The organism is Ensifer sp. Root558, from assembly GCF_001427045.1.
In the GTDB taxonomy this organism is placed as follows: Bacteria; Pseudomonadota; Alphaproteobacteria; order Rhizobiales; family Rhizobiaceae; genus Ensifer; species Ensifer adhaerens.
Map to the genome: position 1 here is coordinate 30,561 of NZ_LMGC01000011.1, position 17,380 is coordinate 47,940.

Sequence of the window (17,380 nt, forward strand, 5' to 3'; positions counted from 1 at the left end):
TGAGGATCGCGGCCCGAAACCACCATTTGATGCGGCACGACCAGCACAGAAAGGAATGGCCATGACAGCCGAACAACCCGGTCACGGATACGTAACGACAGAAGACTCGACCAGGATTTTCTACAAGGATTGGGGGCCACGCGAGGCGCAACCGATCGTGTTTCATCACGGCTGGCCATTGAGCGGAGATGACTGGGACAACCAGATGCTCTTCTTCCTCGCAAAAGGCTATCGCGTCATTGCCCATGACCGTCGTGGCCACGGGCGATCGGAGCAGGTGAGCGGTGGCCATGACATGGATCACTATGCCGCCGACGTGGCCTCTCTCGTGCGGCAATTGGATCTGCGCAACGCGATCCATATCGGGCATTCGACGGGCGGAGGCGAAGCGACCCGGTATGTCGCCCGTCACGGCAAGGGGCGTGTGGCCAAGCTGGTCCTGATCGGCGCCGTGCCACCGCTTATGCTGAAGACGCCGAACAATCCCGAGGGGCTTCCGATCGAGGCGCTCGACGGCTATCGCGAGGCTCTTGCGGCCAACAGGGCGCAGCTCTATCACGACATCGCAAACGGCCCCTTCTATGGCTTCAACCGGCCAGGCGCCACGCCGTCCGCAGCGGTCAGCCACAATTGGTGGCGACAGGGGATGATGGGAGCCGCCAACGCCCATTACCTTGGCGTCAAGGCCTTCTCGGAGACCGACTTTACCGAAGACCTGAAGATGATCGATGTGCCGGCGCTGGTGCTGCATGGCGATGACGACCAGGTTGTTCCGCTCGCGATTTCCGCCCCCCGCTCAGCTCAGCTCCTGAAGAACTCCACCCTCAAGGTTTACAAGGGTTTCCCTCACGGCATGGCGACCACACACGCGGACGTCATCAACCAGGACATCCTCAGCTTCATCACCAAGTAGCGTGTTAGAGGGCGCCTCAGGCGCCCTTTTCCCACGGTGGGGGTTCGTCACACTCAGAAGTGCCCGCAAATCCGCCGCCGGTCGCCCGGAGCATTTTTTCCGGCGAACTGCTCCTCGATGCCAAGTGCATTTGGATAGCCAAACTTCAGTTTACTTTCGGCAAGGCCGGCCCGGCCGTATGGGTAGAGCGACGTCATGAGAGGTCTAACCGACCGGACTTTGAAACGGAAATGAGCTTCGAGCGGTTGAGGCCACCGCCCGCCCGGAAGGAATGGAGGATTTCATGTGTTCCCCGATCAAACGGACCGCAAACTTCGGTGTGCCATGGGAAAAAGCCTACGGCTATTCCCAGGCCGTGCAGGTTAAAGGCATCATCTATGTCTCCGGACAGCTAAGCCACGACAGGGCCGGCAACCTCGTGGCCCCGGCAAGGCTGGACCCAGCCGGAAGACCAGTCGATTTTTCGAGCATGGAAGAGCAGATGCGGCAGACCTACGCCAATGCCGTCACTGTCCTTGCCGAATTCGGCGCTTCACTCGACGACGTGGTCGAAGAGACACTCTACGTACTCGATGTGGACGCCGCGTTTGCGGCCGCTGGCAGGGTCCGCAAGGAAATGTATGGAGCGGAGATTCCGGAGTGTGCGAGCAACCTGATTGGTGTTTCCCGCCTGGCATTTCCCGAACAGCTGATCGAGGTCACCTTTCGGGCGATCGCACCGTGTGTTTCGCTTTGTAGCGTCTGACTGCAAACCATCGAGTGCTGACGGAACATACGGAACGGTCTTCGAACCCGCGGGAGGGCAAACCTTCGTTTTATAGCCAGCAAAACCACGTCGGATAAAATGGGCGGATGTTGGTTCTTGACGATCAAGGGAGCTAAGCGATGCCCGAACGTTCAAACCCCATCGAAACCGCCACCGGCGTCAACGTGGTCCACATCATCGACGACGATGAGAGAATTCGCTCGGCGCTGCTTGAACTCTTTGGTTCTTCCGGAATACCGGCCGAAGCGTTCGTCGACACTGCGGATTTCGACGAAAGGGGCGATCCAGAGGCCGTAGGGTGCCTGTTGCTCGATGTGAAACTGCCAGGCATGAGCGGTATCGAGTATCAAAGGAAACTGTCGGATGCAGGCTTCGAACTTCCAATCGTTTTCATGACCGGCGATGGAGACGTCCCGACGAGCGTCACCGCCATGAAGGCGGGAGCCGTCGATTTCCTGTTGAAACCCTTCGAGGTGGACGACCTACTTTGTGCGGTCGCCGCAGCCATGGAGGAAGGAAAAAAGCAGCGGGATATGGCTCTAAGGAGAAAGCATGCCCGCCAGTGCGCGGCCAGTCTCACCCCACGTGAGAGGCAGGTCATGAAGCTCGTCACCGAAGGTCTCATGAACAAACAGGCGGCATACGAACTGGGAATCAGCGAAATCATGGTCAAGCTTCATCGCGCAAGCGCTATGAAGAAGATGCAGGCCCGGACCTTCAGCGACCTCGTAAGGAAGTCGGAACTGCTGCAGTGAGGTCTTGGCAGGAGCTAAAAGACGGAAATGATCGACCACGCCTCTTTTCCGGCCGCCCTGGTTAGGATGGATGCATCGCCTGTCCTGAACGACAACCGGCTTCGCGCCGCGAACGGCCCGCTAAACGAATGTATAGTGATGCGGATGCGTGAAAGACCGTAAGCTTTCATCATCATCCTTCGCCGGCACCTTCTTTAGGAGGTGATGATCTAAGTGTCGCAGCCCCCTCCCCGCGGCACGACTGCTAAAAGCCGGCACACCTAGGGGCCGTTTGCCCATGGGCAGGCGGCCTCCCTTTCCCTGGCAAGGGTCGTCACCTGCGGAATTATGTAGCAAATACCACCAACCGAAAACGATGAGGCGTTGTCAGCTTTGCGCCAGGAGCGGTCATCCGGCTTTTAGACAAGGTTATTGACAGATCAGTCAATAACAGCTACTACCCTTTCCCATGGCAAGACCAAGAGAGTTTGACCGCGACACGGCTTTAGACAAGGCCTTACGGCTGTTCTGGGCGAAGGGATTTGCAGCGACGTCAACCGACGATTTGCGCGAGGCGATGGGCATCGGCAGGCAAAGTCTATACGGCGCATTCGGCGACAAGCGTACCCTATATATCGAGGCGCTCGACACATATCAGCGGCGAACCAACTCGGGCCACCTCAAGAGGCTCGGCGAGCCGACCTCGCCACTGAAAGGCATCGAGGACCTGCTCACTGGCCTGGTGTCTGATGACGATTGCGAGCGCGCCCTTGGTTGTATGGGCGTCGGTTCCGTTGGCGAGTTCGGCATTACGGATGAAGAACTGAATTTGCGCCGAGAGAAGGCGAGCGCCCTGCTTGGTCGACGTATCGTCGAACGGATCGAGGAAGGCCAACGGTTGGGAGAGGTCGATCCCGGGCTTGACCCGGTAGAGGCGTCGGCATTCGTTCAGATGGTGATGGCGGGACTTCAAGTGGCAGCACGCAGCGGTGCTGCGGCTTCAGACCTCAAGTCGATGGGGCGCTTCGCGATCCACAGACTGAAACCGTAAGTTTGCCTCTTCAAACGAAGAGGCTTTCTTTTGCCCAATAATGGACTAATCAGTCAATAAAGGAGAATGGCATGACGATCAATCAGCGTAAAACCGCACTCGTCTTCGGTGGGTTCACGTGGTATCGGCGGGGCAGCCGTCGAACAACTGGTGAAGGACGGCTTCGACACGGCCTTCACCTACGTGTCGCGTCCGGACAGTGCCAATGCACTGGTCGCGAACATTGGGTCCATCGGCGGTCGAGCTATCGCCATCCAAGCCGACAGCGGTGACCCCGAGGCTATTCGCGCGGCCGTGGCAAAGACTGTGGACCTCCTTGGACCAATTGATGCTGTGGTGGTCAATGCAGGCATATTGCGTATCAACACCGTTGAATCTGTAAGCCTGGAAGAACTGGACATGATGCTCAACATCAACGTTCGGGGTGTCTATCTGTCGATACAGGCCGCCGTGCCATATCTTAAGGATGGCGGCCGCGTCATCACGATCGGCTCCAATGTGGCCATCAGCACTGGCTCGCCTGGAGCGAGTGTCTACCAGCTCACCAAGGCCGCCGTCGCGGCCATGGTCAAAGGCCTTGCGCTCGATCTTGCGCCTCGGCGAATCACGGTTAACAACATCCAGCCAGGCCCAACAGAAACCGACATGAATGCCGGCGCTATCGAAATGCTGTCGGCCCGGAGCCCGTTAAAGCGCGTCGCCGCTCCAGAAGAGATAGCAGGCGTGGTGTCATATCTCGCCAGCCAAGCTTCATCCTACATGACCTGATCAAGCCTGACGATCGACGGTGGACTGACGCTCTAGGTCGGCGCGACGCATCCCTGTACGGGACCCCGACACTGTTGGCCGCGGTTCCGCACGCTGAACTCCTGTGTTCGTGGAAAGCAAGCTCCAGTCTCAAGCGATTATCGCCGGATGTCCGCTTCGGGCCTAAAAGCGGCCATTGGTGGCAGTTGCTCCATAACTCCGGATTCCAGCAGGGCTGCGAGTTGCTCAATTCCGTCGTAGCTGTTCTGTCTTTCGCACGAGATCTGCCAGCGAACGGCTCTGCATCTTGCGCATGACGCTCATCCGATGGAGCTTCACGGTCATTTCGCTGATGCCGAACTGGTAGGCGACCTGCTTGTTCATCAGGCCACTCACGACTGCAAACATCACTTCCTGCTCGCGAGGAGAAAGAGTATCTGCCAGCGCCTGGACCCGGTCGCGTTCCGCCTCGACCTTGCGGCGCTCGGCGTCGAGCTTAATGGCACGCTCCACCGCCTCAAGCAGATCGTGATCGGCGAACGGCTTGGTGATGAAATCCATGGCGCCAGCCTTCATCGCCTTTACGCTGGTCGGGACATCTGCATGCCCCGTCAGAAAGATCACCGGCAGGCGACTACCAGCAAGAGAAAGATGCTCCTGGAGGTCCAGACCCGTGCCCCCTGGCATGTTGAAATCAAGAACAAGGCAACCGGGCGCCCGGATGTCTGCCGTCTCCAAAAACTCAGGCCCGTTCGAGAACGCAGTCACTCGTTTTTGGGTCACCATGAACAAATCGAGCAGCGCTTCCCTCATGGCCTCGTCGTCGTCGACGACGTAGACGATCGGTTCCGCAGGCTCTTCCGTCTTGGTTTGAGCGTGTTGCATCAGATTGGCCTCTGTTTCGTCCCGCATGCATCATTGACGATCACGACGAGCGGGCGTTCGCTTTGACGGTGCGCGTGCGAAACGACCGTCGGCTCGAGCGGCATCTCAAGTTTCATCGTTTCCCTCTACGTCCCGGTCACCCAATGCGGCGGCCAGCGTGGCCAGCAGAACCTGCGCGTCGAAGGGTTTTCTGAAGCAGCTCGTCCGGTCGCGCACACTCAACTGATCGGCGATCTCGTGCCGGCCGGTCATCAGGAAAACAGGAAGGTCCGGCTCTTTCGTCTTGACCAGGTCCCTCAGTTCGAACCCGTCCATTCCCGGCATCCCTATGTCCGTAATGAGCGCATCCAGACCCGGGAGCCCAGCGGAAAGCAGCGATCGGCCAGACGAGAAGCTGCGAGCCGAGTAACCGGCCGACTCCAACAGATCCTCCAGGGACTCCAGCAATCTCGGATCGTCGTCAACGATCGCGACGACCTGCCGATGCGGCAAAGCCATCGATTTCACGCCTGTCTTGCGGGCATGGGTAACAGGTATCTTCAAACGTTCGGCGATGCGCACGAGGTCGGCAAACGAGCCTGCCTTCATCTTCTGCATCACATTTCGCCGGTGGATCTGCAGGGTCACCTCGCTGATGCCGAGTTCCGCAGCCGCCTGCTTGTTGAGCAGGCCGCTTATGACCAGCGGCAGCACCTCCCGTTCGCGCGGTGTCAGGTCAAGATAGCGTCGCTTCAGCTTTCCGAACTCGGCCCGCTCGGCCCGTCTTTTCTCGTCCTCGGCAATGGCCGCATGAATGGCGGCCATCAAATCCGCGTCGGTAAACGGTTTGGTCAGGAAATCGACCGCACCATCCTTTATGGCCCGCACCGACGAACGAATGTCTCCGTGACCGGTTATGAACACGATCGGCGGATGCTCCCCTTTGGCTATTTCGCTTTGAAGATCCAGCCCGTTGATGTCCGGCAACTCGATATCCAGAAGCAGGCAGGCGGGCCCATCCGGCTTTTGCGAATTGACATAGTCTCCGGCCGAACCGAAGGCGATCGCCTGGATGCCGTGTGAGGCCAAGAGCTCGCACAGTGCCTCGCGGATCCGATTGTCGTCATCGACGACGAAGACTGTGTATTCCTCGTTCGTCATGCCGCTGCTTCCACTTCGATCGGCAAGGTAAACGTGAAGGTTGCGCCATTGGTTTCATTGTTTTGCACCCACAACCGCCCCCCGTGCGACTCGATGATCGAACGACAAATTGCCAGGCCCATCCCCATTCCGTTCACTTTCGTCGTAAAGAAGGATTCGAATATTCGTTCCGGAAACTCGACCCCCGTGCCAATGTCGCTGACCTCCGTCGCGACGAAATCCCCCACGCGACGGACCTGGACCCGAACGACGCGGTCGCGGACCACAGCCTCCATCGCATCCATGCCGTTGCGAATGAGGTTCACCAGAACCTGTTGAATATGCACCTGGTCCACCGCAACATAGGGAAGGGTTTTCTCGATATCGACGTCGACCCGAACGCGACGGCGAATAGCCTCCTCCGCGATGAGATGAACAGCTTCGGCGATTGCGCTCACGAGATCGCTATCGCTCTGCGGCTCGACACGCTGCTTGAACAGGGCGCGGATGCGGCTTACGACTTCCGCGGCGGCGTTGGCGTCACGGATAATGCGTTCGGCAGTTATCTTTGCCCGCTCGAGATTGGGTGGGTCGGCCAGCAACCAACGGTGACAGGCATTGGAATTGGCCACGATCGCTGCCAATGGTTGGTTCACCTCGTGGGCGATTGACGCCGAAAGCTCGGCCAGGCTCGCCGACTGACTGGCTCTGGAAAGTCTCTCTTGCGCAAGGCGCAATTCGTTCTCAGCCTGAACCTCGCCATCGATATCAAGGCAAATCACGTTCCATTGGACGATCGCACCCTCCAGATTGCGCATGGCGGCCGCTCTGGTCTCGACCCACCGATAAGCGCCGTCAAACCTGCGTAGGCGATGCTTGCGCGCGTAGGGTTCGCCGGTGGCCAGGGAATGGGCATACCTCTTCTTCACGCCTGCGACATCGTCGGGATGTACCCCGGCATCAAGCGTTGCGTCCAGCCGGGACTTCCCCGTTCCGTCCAGGTCTTCAAGACTATACCCGAGAAACTCCCGCAACTGTTGGCTGCGATAGACGGGCTCGCCGTTTGGTGCTGAGCAGTCGATCATCGCCGGCAACGTCTCAACCAGTTGCCACAATGACCGCTCCCGTTCACGCAGCGCATCTTCCACGCGCAATTGGTCGTCGATATCATGTGACAGCCCGTACCATTGCACGATCTGCCCGCTATCGTCGCGTAAGGGTTCTGCATTGCTTTCAACCCACCGATAGACGCCATCCGACCGGCGCAGGCGAAACCGCTTTGAGAAGTTCTCACCGGTGGCGACAGACCGGCTCAATGCCTCCTCGAGGCCTGAAGCATCGTCCGGGTGCACGGAGGCTCTGAAGGCGGACGCCAGGCGGCCCGGGTCTCGTTGTTCGGAATTGGCAGCGTCGAGACCTAGAAAGCACATCAGCCGCTTGTTGAAAAACGTTGGCTCACCCTGACGGTTCAGGCGCCAAAGCAGACTGGGAACGATGTCGACAAGCTGCAGAAGTTCCCTTTCGCGGTCGCGCAACGCGTTCTGCGCACGCATCTCGTCATCGATGTCGATCGAGATCGCATACCAGTTTACGATCGCCCCTTCCCCGTCGATCAGCGGCACCGCGCGTCCGTCAACCCAACGATAGACGCCGTCCGAGCGGCGCAAACGGTACTTCATTCCGTAGGATTCGCCGGTCGCAACAGAATGGCGGACCGCTTCCAGGAGGCGCGCGGAATCGTCCGGATGCACGAGCATTTCCATCGCCGTCGCCAGCCGGCTGCCAGCCGGTGTTTCCAACTGCGCAAGATCTTTCCACCCATAAAAATCAAGCAGGCGCTTGTTGAAAAAGGTCGGTTCGCCGTTGGGGCCTAGTCGGCGAATGTGAACCGGGACCATGTCAACAAGCTGCGAGAGTTCCAGCTCTCGGCCACGCAACGCCTCGACGGTCTTCTTGTAAACATCGATGTCGAGCGCGATGCCGAACCAACCCAGGATACGGCCTCGAGCGTCGCGGGCGGCCCGGGCGGCAGTTCTGGCCCAGACATAACTTCCCGATACGCGGCGGAAGCGAAACTCGACGTTGAAGTCATCCCCCGTTTCCAGGCAACGATTCCATACCGCTGCGGTCCGCTCGTAATCGTCCGGATGCAGCAATTGCTTCCAGGCCGTGTGACCTTGGTCAACGGAAATGTTCAGTTGCTCCGGCGTGACGCCGAGCGAGTTCTGCGCGAATGGATGCAGGTAAATCCAGCGTCCGCGCGCATCGAACGCCCAGCCATTGCCAAATATGCTCTCGACAGCTCTCGCAGACCGTAGTGGTTCTGGTTCGCCAGCGCTATCGGATGCCGCAACCATGCGAGGCTCGCGATCCGTCACCAACTCATCGATATCGACGCTGACGCTGTATCCGGGCTCGGCGCGGGTTTCCGTCCACCGATACTTGCCGTCGGGCTGGCGCCGTCTGTGCCTCGTGACTTGCGGAACGCCCGTCCAGAATGCACGCGCAGCTGCATGCGCCGCTGCAGTTCGGTCGTCGGGGTGAATTCCGCTCAATGAGCTTGGCAATTCCTGTACGGCCGCCTCCGTCGTATCGACAAAGCGAGCCGCGGCGGCGGACGTTTCGATGTCGATGATCGCACCGTACCAGCCAACGATATCATCCTCACCCTCACGCAAGGGCTGAGCAGATGTTCGGCTCCAACCGTAAGCGCCGCTTGCGCGCAGAGTTCGGTGTTCGATGTTGAAGTGCTGTCCGGTTTCAAGGCACCAGCGCCAGAGCGCCATTGACCGCTCGTAATCATCCGGATGGATCATTCGTCGCCATCCCAGCGGACCACCGTCCGACTGGGAGCTGAACTCCTCGAGCGTCAAGGCCAACCGCGACAGCACCGCAGGGCTGACGCAAACGATCTGGCCGGCCGAATTCGCCGCCCAGGCGTTTCCGACCACGCTTTCGATGATCCGCACCGCCTGCATTGTCTCCAGCCCGATTTCGTCAGGTGAATCGAACGCCTTCGTCATTACCTTCTCCTGCAGGACGAGGAAAGCCACTATCAGCGCTCTGCATAGCAGTTGTTCTCGAGATTCGGACTGCGCAAACTGTCCGCCCATCCTATTCTCGCCGCGTCCCGCCCGCATCCTATGGAAATCTATGACAACTGTGCGGTCTATTCTAAGCTGTACTTGAGCATAGGCGAAGAGGAGCATCCGGCCTCGCCTGGCAGCACGTCTTCTCATAGACTTCCATAGGCTGTGGCATGGCCGTGATTGCGATAGGGTTAGAGGAATGGCTGGTTCGCCCCGCCAGACTTCGATTACAGTGCCTTGGTGGGCCCCACGGTGCCCAGGCTTTCTCTGTCCGATCGGAGCAGCCGATGGAATCAGCTTCTAGAGCAATTGGCGACAGCCATCCAGAGACGGTCGATCATCCGGTGCAAGGGCTCGATCGAACGTCGCTGGGGCCTGCGGGAAGCGCGTTGCGGCGCGCGCCCACCGAACGACCGTCCCTCGAGCGAGCTTCCCACTGGCGGCGGTTCCGATCAAGCCGACCGCAGCTTTTGCATCTCGTCGCGTTCTTCGCCGCTTACGTTCTGGGCTGCGGATTTGCGAATGTCCTCGCCATCGTCCCGGGCATCACCGTCTCGATCTGGCCTCCCGGCGGCGTGTTCATGGCGACACTCATCCTCACGTCTCCCCACAGCTGGCCATGGTGGATAATCAGCGGCTGCCTTGCCGAGATGTTTGCCCAGCTCGTGTGGTTTCACAGCCCGCTTCCTGCAGGTTTCTTGATCTTCGCCGGCAATGCACTCTGCGCTTCCGCCGGAGCGATGCTGCTCAGCAGCGCCACTGGCCGTCCCATCCGGCTGGAAACCCTTCAACAAGTCCTCGCTTTCGTTGTTTTGGGTGCGGGAGTAGCGCCCCTCGCAAGCGCGACCGTCGGGAGTGCAACCCTTGCCTGGTTCGGCGTGAAGTCCCAGACATTCGCATCAGTGTGGCCACTATTCTGGATCGGAGATGCAACGGGCATCCTGCTGGTGGCGCCCCTGGTACTGGTCCTCGTGCGCTCCTGGCGCGGAGAAACCGGCCTGTCCGTGGCACACTGGACGGAGGCTGCCGTTCTCTGTTTCATCTTCCTCGGCGTTGCTGCGCTTTCCTTAAGCGCTCGCTTCTTTCCCTCGCCCTACATCATTTTGCCGTTTCTGCTTTGGGCGGCCGCACGTTTCGAATTTCGAGGCGCTGCCGTCGCCTTGACGCTCCTGACACTGATTACGATGGCGCTCACGATATCCGGAGACAGCCAGTTTATCGGTGACGCCGGATCGCAAAGGCAACAGCAGGTCATGCTGCAGCTCTTCCTCGTGATTTCCGCATTCTCGGCGCTTGTCGTCGCAGCCATTTCCAGGCAGCACCAACTGGCGTTGCTCACCGCCCGTCAAAGTGAACTGCGGCTGCAACGCTTGACCGACGCCGTTCCGGCTCTCATCTGGAGCGCCACGCCTGACGGAACGCCGAGCTACCTCAACAAGTGGGCCACCGACACGACCGGGTTGGCGTTGACGGATCTGATTGCAGCCAATGGCAAGCGGTCCTTGACGGACATTCACCCGGATGACCGTATTGCCACCGACGAAGCGCTGAAACGCGCGTTCGAAGCGGGCACGACCTTTGAAGGAAGGTACCGTCAGCGGCGGGCAATCGGTCCCCATCGATGGGTCGAGAGCCGGGCGGCGCCCTTGCGTGACGAAGCCGGAACGATTCTGCAGTGGTACGGCGTTTCCGTCGACATCGAAGACGCAGTGAGCGCTCAGGCTGCACTGCGCGAACGGGAGCAGGAGCTGCTGCAGCTTGTCAACATGGTTCCAAGCCACGTCTGGCGCTTGACGCCGGATGGCGAGCCCACCTTCTTCAACAAGCGCATGGTCGACTTTCTCGGCCTGGACATTTGTGACACGGACAAGCCGGGGAAAACCCGGCTCGCAGCCATGGTCGAAGCCTCCGTACATCCCGCCGAGGCAGGCGCGTTCGTCGATCTGCTTCGCCATTGCCTCGAAACCGGCGAAGCCTTTGCCATGCGATATCGCCTGCGCCGGGCCGACGGCGTCTTTCGCTGGATGTCGAGCCGAGCAGAGCCAATGCGGGATCACTCCGGGAATATCGTCCAATGGTACGGCATGTGCCATGACATCGATGATCTGACGCACGCCGAGGACGCATTGCGCCGCAGTCAGAGTCAGCTTCAACGGATGATCGACGCAGTGCCGGTCCGCATTTGGAGCGCGACGCCATCGACCGGCTCGGTCTACTTCAACAAACAGTTCAGGGACCGCTTCCGCGCGGTTGTCGCAAGCTTCGAGGCGCACGGAGAGCAGAGTATCGAAAGTCTGCTTCAGAAGCTGATCCATCCCGACGACGCCGCAGCGGTCGGAGACATGCTGCAAAGATGTTTCAAGACCGGTAGCGGCGCAACGTTGCGATTTCGTTGGCTTGAAATTGAAAGCGGATATCGCTGGGTGGAATGCCGGGTCGAACCTCGCCGCAATCAGGAAGGAGAGATCGAGGAATGGTATGGCGTTTCGCTCGATATCGACGATCAGATGCGTGCTCAAAACGCATTGTACGATCGCGAGCGCGAGTTGTCCCTGCTCGTCGATATGGTACCGGCCTTCATAGCCCGGCAGACCGCCGGCGGTGAACTCAGCTTTCTGAACAAGCGGTTGGTAGACTTCCTCGGATTCGATGCCATCGACGTGGACAAGCCGGGAACGACCCGCGCGGGCGCGATGATGCGTTCTGTCGTCCATCCGGACGATATCGCATCCGTACGGGAGAACGCCACGCACGGCTTCTCCACCGGTGAACCCTTCTCAAACAGATATCGCATGCTGCGCGCCGACGGGGCGTACCGATGGGTCGACGGACGCTGCGAGCCACTACGCGATCAAAACGGGACGATCGTGCAGTGGTATGCCGTTGCCATTGATGTCGACGATGAAGTGCGTGTCCAACAACAGCTCTTCGATCGGGAGCGCGAACTCTCGCAACTGGTCGACATGGTGCCGAGCCCACTCTGGCGGTTAAACTCGGATGGGGACCCGGTCTTCTTCAGCAAGAGCCTGATCGAGTTCCTCGGACATGACGTGAAGGACTATCAGGGATCGGGCAGCGTTCTCCCCGCTGCGATTACAGCCGCGCTTCACCCCGGACGACGCAGCGAAGATGGATGCCACGCTGAGAGAGGCCTTTGCCACCGGCGAAAACTTCTCCTTGACCTACCGGCTGCGCCGTTGCGACGGCGTCTATCGCTGGATGTCGGGCCGCGGCGCTCCCTTGCGGGACGCCAACGGCCAGATCCTGCAATGGTTCGGCATTTGTCACGACATCGACGATCAGCTCCGCGTCGAACAGGTCTTGCGTGAACGCGAGCGCTCGCTTCGTCAACTCATTGAAACCTTGCCTGCGATGGTCGAATGCACCGACCCGAACGGTGATCCTGTCTACCGCAGCGAACAGCTTCGCGAGTATCTGGGATACAAGTTGGAAGCGCCCGATGGATCGGGAGAAGCACGACCGTCAGGCCCGCTTGGTGCTGCCGTCCATCCCGACGATATGCCTCAGGTCCATGAGAACTGCGGCCATGCCTTGTCCACCGGTACGCCGTATGCGCAGAAGCATCGACTTCGCCGGTCGGACGGAGAGTATCGCTGGGTGGAGACCCGGGCAGCGCCCATGAGGGACGCCGATGGACTGATCGCACAATGGAACGTCATTTGCATCGACATCGACAGCGAAGTTCGGGCCCAGGAGGATCTGCGGGCTGCGCGCGATGGTCTTGCGCGTGCGTCTCAGGCCGCCAGCCTCGCCGAGCTTTCCGCCTCGATCGCCCATGAGGTGAACCAGCCGTTGGCAGCGATCGTGACAAATTCCCATGCATGCCAACGCTGGCTTTCTGCTGAGCCGCCAAACCTTGCGCGAGCGCAAAGGACGGTAGAACGCATCACGCGCGACGCAAATGCTGCCGCAGACGTGGTAAGCCGCATCCGCGCGTTGTTCACGAGATCCGTGGAGCCCGGGATGAGCACAACGGTGGACAGCGTCATTGCCGAAGTGCGCAACCTTTTGGTCGAAGAAGCCATGCGGCGGCGCGTTCGCATCCAGCTTGACGTCGAAAGCGACCTTCCTCCGGTCGCTATCGATCGCGTGCAACTTCAGCAGATACTGGTCAACCTGATCCGAAACGGCATAGAAGCGATGACATCCACGGCGGATCGGCGCATCGTCAGCCTGCATGCGACGCGTATCGAAGACGCAATCCGCATCGCCGTGAGCGATTGCGGCACGGGGGTCCAAAACCTCGACAGAATATTCGAACCTTTCTTCACCACGAAAAACGACGGCATGGGCATGGGATTGGCGATCTGCCGGTCGATCGTCGAGTCCCACGGCGGACGCCTGTGGGCACAAAAGAACGAGCCCCAAGGATCGACGTTTGTTTTCACACTGCCGATTGAATCCAACCTAACGGCATGATGATTGCCGTATAGGACTACCTGCATACGATCTCGGTCGCGTATGGCGCACGCTATGGTCTTCACCACCGCCAGCCGATAGCGTTCGCATGCAATTCCGGTAGCGGTAAGGAGTCCGCTGTCCGCACAGGGCCAGTAGCTGCCAAGGTGACCGTCGTGTCCTGGTCGGACATGCCGCCGTGCGCGATAGGCGCATTGATATCTTCGCTAGTCAAAAGGATGAGGTTGCCCGCAGGCTGATTGCCCATCCTCCCCGCTGTCACATCTCCGGTAGACCAGCCTTTCGGAAGCCGTCTGCAAAGTGGTCCCGGACAGATGCATCGCGCAGCGGCTGGGAGCCGAGCCAATGGCCGATCGTGAAATGAGGGTGGGCGATCAGGAACAATTCTGCTTCTCGCCGCGCCTCCTCAAGGTGGCCCAATTGCGCAAGCGTCGCAGCCAGGAATTTGCGTGAGTTGGTACGATACGTGTCTTTCCTGCGCAGTGTAGCCGTTGCCGCCTCATAGTCACGCGCGGCGTATTGCGCCTGCCCAAGATGACAAAGATACCAGCAGGCTGGATAGGGATTGAGCCGCAGAGCTTTTTCGATCTGTGCCAGTCCGTCGGTAACCCTGCCGTCCAGCACGGACATGTCCGACATGGCGGCCCAGGTGTCGGCGTGGTTGGGGTCTAGCTCCAGGGCCTTGGCGAAGGCGGCTTCTGATTCCTCCCATCGCCGCTCATAAGCTAAAATAGTCCCCAGAACGTAACGGCAGCCGGCATCGTTGGGATCCAGGTCGACGGCCTTCTGCGCGAACGTCACCGCCATCTGACGGTTAGGATCTTCGGGCTCGCCGAAGTGAGTCCAGGCCAGCCAACGATTATAGGCGAGCAGACCGAGCGCCTCGGCATATGATGGCTCCAGCTCAACCGCGCGCTGGAGCAACACATAAGCCTCACGCGCAGTTTGCGGCGACTCTTCCGTCAGCAGGCGGGCGCGCACACACAGATCGTACGCCTCAAAATTCTTCGGCCGATTGCGCTGCGTCGGGATGGTCAGTCGGCCGATGAGGGCTTCAACAATCTTGGCGTTAACTTCATCCTGTAGTTCGAAAACATCTTCCACCGTCCTGTCAAACCGGTCGGCCCACAAGTGCTGGCCGCCGATCGCGTCGATCAATTGTGCATTGATGCGGACACGGCCCATGGCGCGTCTGGCGCTCCCCTCGAGGACGTAGCGGACGCCGAGATCCTGAGCGACGAGCCGTACGTCGACTGGCTTGCCCTTGTAGCCGTAGACGGAATTGCGCGCGATGACGAACAGGCCGGCTGTACGGGAAAGGTCGGTGATCAGGTCTTCGGTCAAGCCGTCGACGAAAGGCGCGTCCGCTTCATCCCCACTCGTATTCGTGAACGGCAATACAGCGATCGAGGGACATTCGGGCAGCGGCAATATCCTCTGCAGCGCATCCGGCCAATGCCACACGTGGACCGGGCGAGCCAGATTCTTTAGGTAGCGTTCGCCTGCATCAAAGAAACGGTCGCCGATCTTGCCGACGATCTCGCCGTGAACTTTGGCTGAAATGCAGATACCTCCCGGTGCGGCCAGCGTCTCTAGGCGCGCCGCGACATTGACACCGTCGCCCAAGACGTCTGAACCGTCGTCGATGACATCTCCCAGGTTGACCCCTACACGCAAAAGCAGGCGCCGGTCTGCGGAAGCTTCAACAAGAGTGGTGGCCCGTTGCATTTCCAAAGCTGCTGCGACCGCGTCCACTGCGCTACCGAATTCGATTAAGAATCCGTCGCCCATGACCTTGAAGATGCGACCCTTGTAACGCACCGCAGCCGGCTCGATAACGCCAGAACGGAGTTTCCTAAGGTCCGCCAGCGTTGCGACTTCATCAGCCTCCATCAGGCGTGAATATCCCACCACATCGGCAACCACGATGGCGGCAAGGCGACGCTGAAGAGATTGATCCGTCATGTTGAGGACAAGCCTAACGACCGAGCTCGTAAGGTATTGTTCAACCGCGAGTGAGTCAACAAGTCGCAAGAGGTAATGCCAGGCGACCTCCGCCTCCATCGAGGATTGAGCGACTTTATCGGCGCCCTTTGTCTTCGGATGGGAGACCTACATCCAGTCGAGCCGCAGGCGCGCGTGTGCGATATCGGCCACGACCGAGACCGCGAGTGAACGTGCATCCCTCGCCTTGTCGAAAAGGCCGATCGGCGCCTTGATGCGAGAAAGCAGACGCTCATCTCCCCTGTAATCACGCAGGAGCTGGCAGCGTTTCGCATGGGTCCGGCGGCTGCCAAGGGCGCCGATGTAAAATGCATTCGACGTCAGCGCCACATCAAGCAGCGGCAACTCGCGATCAACATCGTGGAAGAGGAGCGCGACGGCGGTGTCGCCGTCTAGTTCGTCAGGCAAAGGCACTTGCCCGCGCTCGAGCGCGACTGTCTCGTAGCCGGCCGCAACAGCAACGCGGGCAACCGCATCGATCTCGAGCGGAGTGCCGGCGAGGATGACCCGCGGCCTCGGCCGGTAGGCGCGCACAAAACTCTCGCCGTACCAGCCGCTTGCCTCGCTGCCGTGCTGCAGCGAAAGGGCGCGCTTGCCAGGATGATAGCGTAGACCCACCGGCGAGCGACGTTGGAGGGTGGAAAGCGCCTGGCGCAAGATGGCCGCGTCCGCCAATACATGGATCGCAAGGGTAATGCCGCCGCCACAGGGCAGGACAATATCAAAAAACGGGGACCCTTCGCCAAGTCGAAGCGTGCGATCAAGGCCTTTTCCAAGAGCGGTGATGGTTTCGGCGGCCACGGCCGCTTCGGTGCAACCACCGGAGACGAAACCGCAATAGAGACCGTCACTGCGCACGACCATTTGCGCGCCGAGGGCGCGCGCAGCGCCGCCACGAATTTCGACGAGCGTGATGAGGGCCGTTGACTGCCCCTCTTCGAGCGATCGAGCGGCGAAAGACAGTACTTCGATTGCATCGTCCGACAGGAAGGCAGCGCGCGGTTCTGGCGAAAGCGTTTCCGGATCGGCGGCGATGCGGATCGTCATCTCACTCCACTCCCTGCGTTCCCCGCCAGCGGCGCACGATACCCGGATCGAGATCAAAGAGATCGAGCACGCGGCCGACGGTGTGGTCGACCATGTCTTCGATGCTCTGAGGTTTCGCGTAAAAGGCTGGGACAGGCGGATAGATGATGCCGCCCATCTCGGTCACATGCGCCATGTTACGGATATGGCCGAGATGAAGCGGCGTTTCTCTGAGCATCAGGACGAGGCGACGACGTTCTTTCAGCACCACGTCGGCCGCACGGGAAATGAGGTTGTCCGTCGTGCCCGTGGCGATCTCGGCCAGCGTCTTGACCGAACAGGGGGCGACGATCATGCCGAGCGTCTTGTAGGAGCCAGAGGAACAGACGGCGCCGATATCCTTGTTGGAATGGGTGGTCGTCGCCAACGCTTCGAGGTCCTGTCTGGAAAACGTCGCCTCGGCCGCAAGCGTGATGCAGGCCGCGCGCGACATGATCAGATGTGTCTCGATCTCGAGGTCACGCAGCAGTTCGAGGATGCGCTTGCCGTAGACCACGCCCGACGCGCCCGAAATGCCAACGATCATGCGTCTTGGATGCGTCATCG

At 59.9% G+C, this 17,380-nt stretch carries 12 protein-coding genes and 2 pseudogenes; 6 read left to right on the forward strand and 8 right to left on the reverse strand.

Features of this window, described 5'->3' with window-relative positions; all coding sequences use genetic code 11:
* Window positions 1-61: 61 nt before the first annotated feature.
* A complete protein-coding gene (locus tag ASD63_RS13005) occupies window positions 62-913 on the forward strand; it encodes an alpha/beta hydrolase (protein WP_060529492.1) in 852 nt (283 codons plus the stop codon).
* 53 nt (window positions 914-966) lie between these two features.
* Here the strand turns inward: ASD63_RS13005 and ASD63_RS35045 are convergent, their stop codons facing one another.
* The gene (locus ASD63_RS35045; protein ID WP_156624143.1) at window positions 967-1,110 is read right to left on the reverse strand and encodes a hypothetical protein; all 144 of its coding nucleotides are present in this window, start codon (window positions 1,108-1,110) and stop codon (window positions 967-969) included.
* Between the two features lie 74 nt (window positions 1,111-1,184).
* Between ASD63_RS35045 and ASD63_RS13010 the strand changes: the two genes are divergently transcribed.
* From ASD63_RS13010 to ASD63_RS13025, 4 genes are all read left to right on the forward strand, one after another.
* Window positions 1,185-1,658 (forward strand): Rid family hydrolase, encoded by a 474-nt coding sequence (locus tag ASD63_RS13010; RefSeq protein ID WP_034791786.1) that lies wholly within the window; start codon window positions 1,185-1,187, stop codon window positions 1,656-1,658.
* A 140-nt stretch (window positions 1,659-1,798) separates the two neighbouring features.
* Window positions 1,799-2,434, forward strand: coding sequence for a response regulator (locus ASD63_RS13015; RefSeq protein WP_060529464.1), 636 nt, complete (start codon window positions 1,799-1,801; stop codon window positions 2,432-2,434).
* A 448-nt stretch (window positions 2,435-2,882) separates the two neighbouring features.
* On the forward strand, window positions 2,883-3,464 hold the full coding sequence (locus tag ASD63_RS13020; protein WP_060521220.1) for a TetR/AcrR family transcriptional regulator: 582 nt from the start codon (window positions 2,883-2,885) through the stop codon (window positions 3,462-3,464).
* A gap of 150 nt (window positions 3,465-3,614) precedes the next feature.
* A complete protein-coding gene (locus ASD63_RS13025) occupies window positions 3,615-4,232 on the forward strand; it encodes an SDR family oxidoreductase (RefSeq protein ID WP_244497242.1) in 618 nt (205 codons plus the stop codon).
* Between the two features lie 225 nt (window positions 4,233-4,457).
* Here the strand turns inward: ASD63_RS13025 and ASD63_RS13030 are convergent, their stop codons facing one another.
* From ASD63_RS13030 to ASD63_RS13040, 4 genes and pseudogenes are all read right to left on the reverse strand, one after another.
* Window positions 4,458-5,096, reverse strand: a complete 639-nt coding sequence (locus ASD63_RS13030) for a response regulator (RefSeq protein ID WP_060529466.1) — start codon at window positions 5,094-5,096, stop codon at window positions 4,458-4,460.
* Between the two features lie 105 nt (window positions 5,097-5,201).
* The gene (locus ASD63_RS36135) at window positions 5,202-5,594 is read right to left on the reverse strand and encodes a response regulator (protein WP_234798899.1); all 393 of its coding nucleotides are present in this window, start codon (window positions 5,592-5,594) and stop codon (window positions 5,202-5,204) included.
* Between the two features lie 15 nt (window positions 5,595-5,609).
* Window positions 5,610-6,236: pseudogene (locus tag ASD63_RS36140) on the reverse strand (response regulator); the annotation flags it as partial.
* Complete coding sequence (locus ASD63_RS13040) at window positions 6,233-9,238, reverse strand: PAS domain-containing protein (RefSeq protein WP_082572883.1); 3,006 nt, start codon at window positions 9,236-9,238, stop codon at window positions 6,233-6,235. The gene ASD63_RS13040 and the pseudogene ASD63_RS36140, both read right to left, overlap by 4 nt.
* 536 nt (window positions 9,239-9,774) lie before the next feature.
* On the opposite strand from ASD63_RS13040, the pseudogene ASD63_RS36145 reads away from it, so the two are divergent.
* A pseudogene (locus tag ASD63_RS36145) lies at window positions 9,775-13,744 on the forward strand (PAS domain-containing protein).
* Between the two features lie 258 nt (window positions 13,745-14,002).
* Here the strand turns inward: ASD63_RS36145 and ASD63_RS13055 are convergent.
* The 3 genes from ASD63_RS13055 to ASD63_RS13065 all read right to left on the reverse strand — a co-directional run bounded on the left by ASD63_RS13055 (window position 14,003) and on the right by ASD63_RS13065 (window position 17,378).
* Entirely contained in the window at window positions 14,003-15,709 is a 1,707-nt protein-coding gene (locus ASD63_RS13055) for an adenylate/guanylate cyclase domain-containing protein (RefSeq protein WP_034791891.1), read from the reverse strand.
* 147 nt (window positions 15,710-15,856) lie between these two features.
* Window positions 15,857-16,795, reverse strand: coding sequence for an XdhC family protein (locus tag ASD63_RS13060; protein ID WP_060529469.1), 939 nt, complete (start codon window positions 16,793-16,795; stop codon window positions 15,857-15,859).
* A gap of 1 nt (window position 16,796) precedes the next feature.
* The gene (locus tag ASD63_RS13065; RefSeq protein ID WP_034791753.1) at window positions 16,797-17,378 is read right to left on the reverse strand and encodes a UbiX family flavin prenyltransferase; all 582 of its coding nucleotides are present in this window, start codon (window positions 17,376-17,378) and stop codon (window positions 16,797-16,799) included.
* Window positions 17,379-17,380: the final 2 nt, after the last annotated feature.

Coding starts and splice junctions, on each gene's coding strand:
- ASD63_RS13005 (WP_060529492.1), top strand. CDS start 62: ATGACAGCCGAACAACCCGGTCACGGATACGTAACGACAGAAGACTCG.
- ASD63_RS35045 (WP_156624143.1), bottom strand. CDS start 1,110: ATGACGTCGCTCTACCCATACGGCCGGGCCGGCCTTGCCGAAAGTAAA.
- ASD63_RS13010 (WP_034791786.1), top strand. CDS start 1,185: ATGGAGGATTTCATGTGTTCCCCGATCAAACGGACCGCAAACTTCGGT.
- ASD63_RS13015 (WP_060529464.1), top strand. CDS start 1,799: ATGCCCGAACGTTCAAACCCCATCGAAACCGCCACCGGCGTCAACGTG.
- ASD63_RS13020 (WP_060521220.1), top strand. CDS start 2,883: ATGGCAAGACCAAGAGAGTTTGACCGCGACACGGCTTTAGACAAGGCC.
- ASD63_RS13030 (WP_060529466.1), bottom strand. CDS start 5,096: ATGCAACACGCTCAAACCAAGACGGAAGAGCCTGCGGAACCGATCGTC.
- ASD63_RS36135 (WP_234798899.1), bottom strand. CDS start 5,594: ATGGCTTTGCCGCATCGGCAGGTCGTCGCGATCGTTGACGACGATCCG.
- ASD63_RS13040 (WP_082572883.1), bottom strand. CDS start 9,238: ATGACGAAGGCGTTCGATTCACCTGACGAAATCGGGCTGGAGACAATG.
- ASD63_RS13055 (WP_034791891.1), bottom strand. CDS start 15,709: ATGACGGATCAATCTCTTCAGCGTCGCCTTGCCGCCATCGTGGTTGCC.
- ASD63_RS13060 (WP_060529469.1), bottom strand. CDS start 16,795: ATGACGATCCGCATCGCCGCCGATCCGGAAACGCTTTCGCCAGAACCG.
- ASD63_RS13065 (WP_034791753.1), bottom strand. CDS start 17,378: ATGACGCATCCAAGACGCATGATCGTTGGCATTTCGGGCGCGTCGGGC.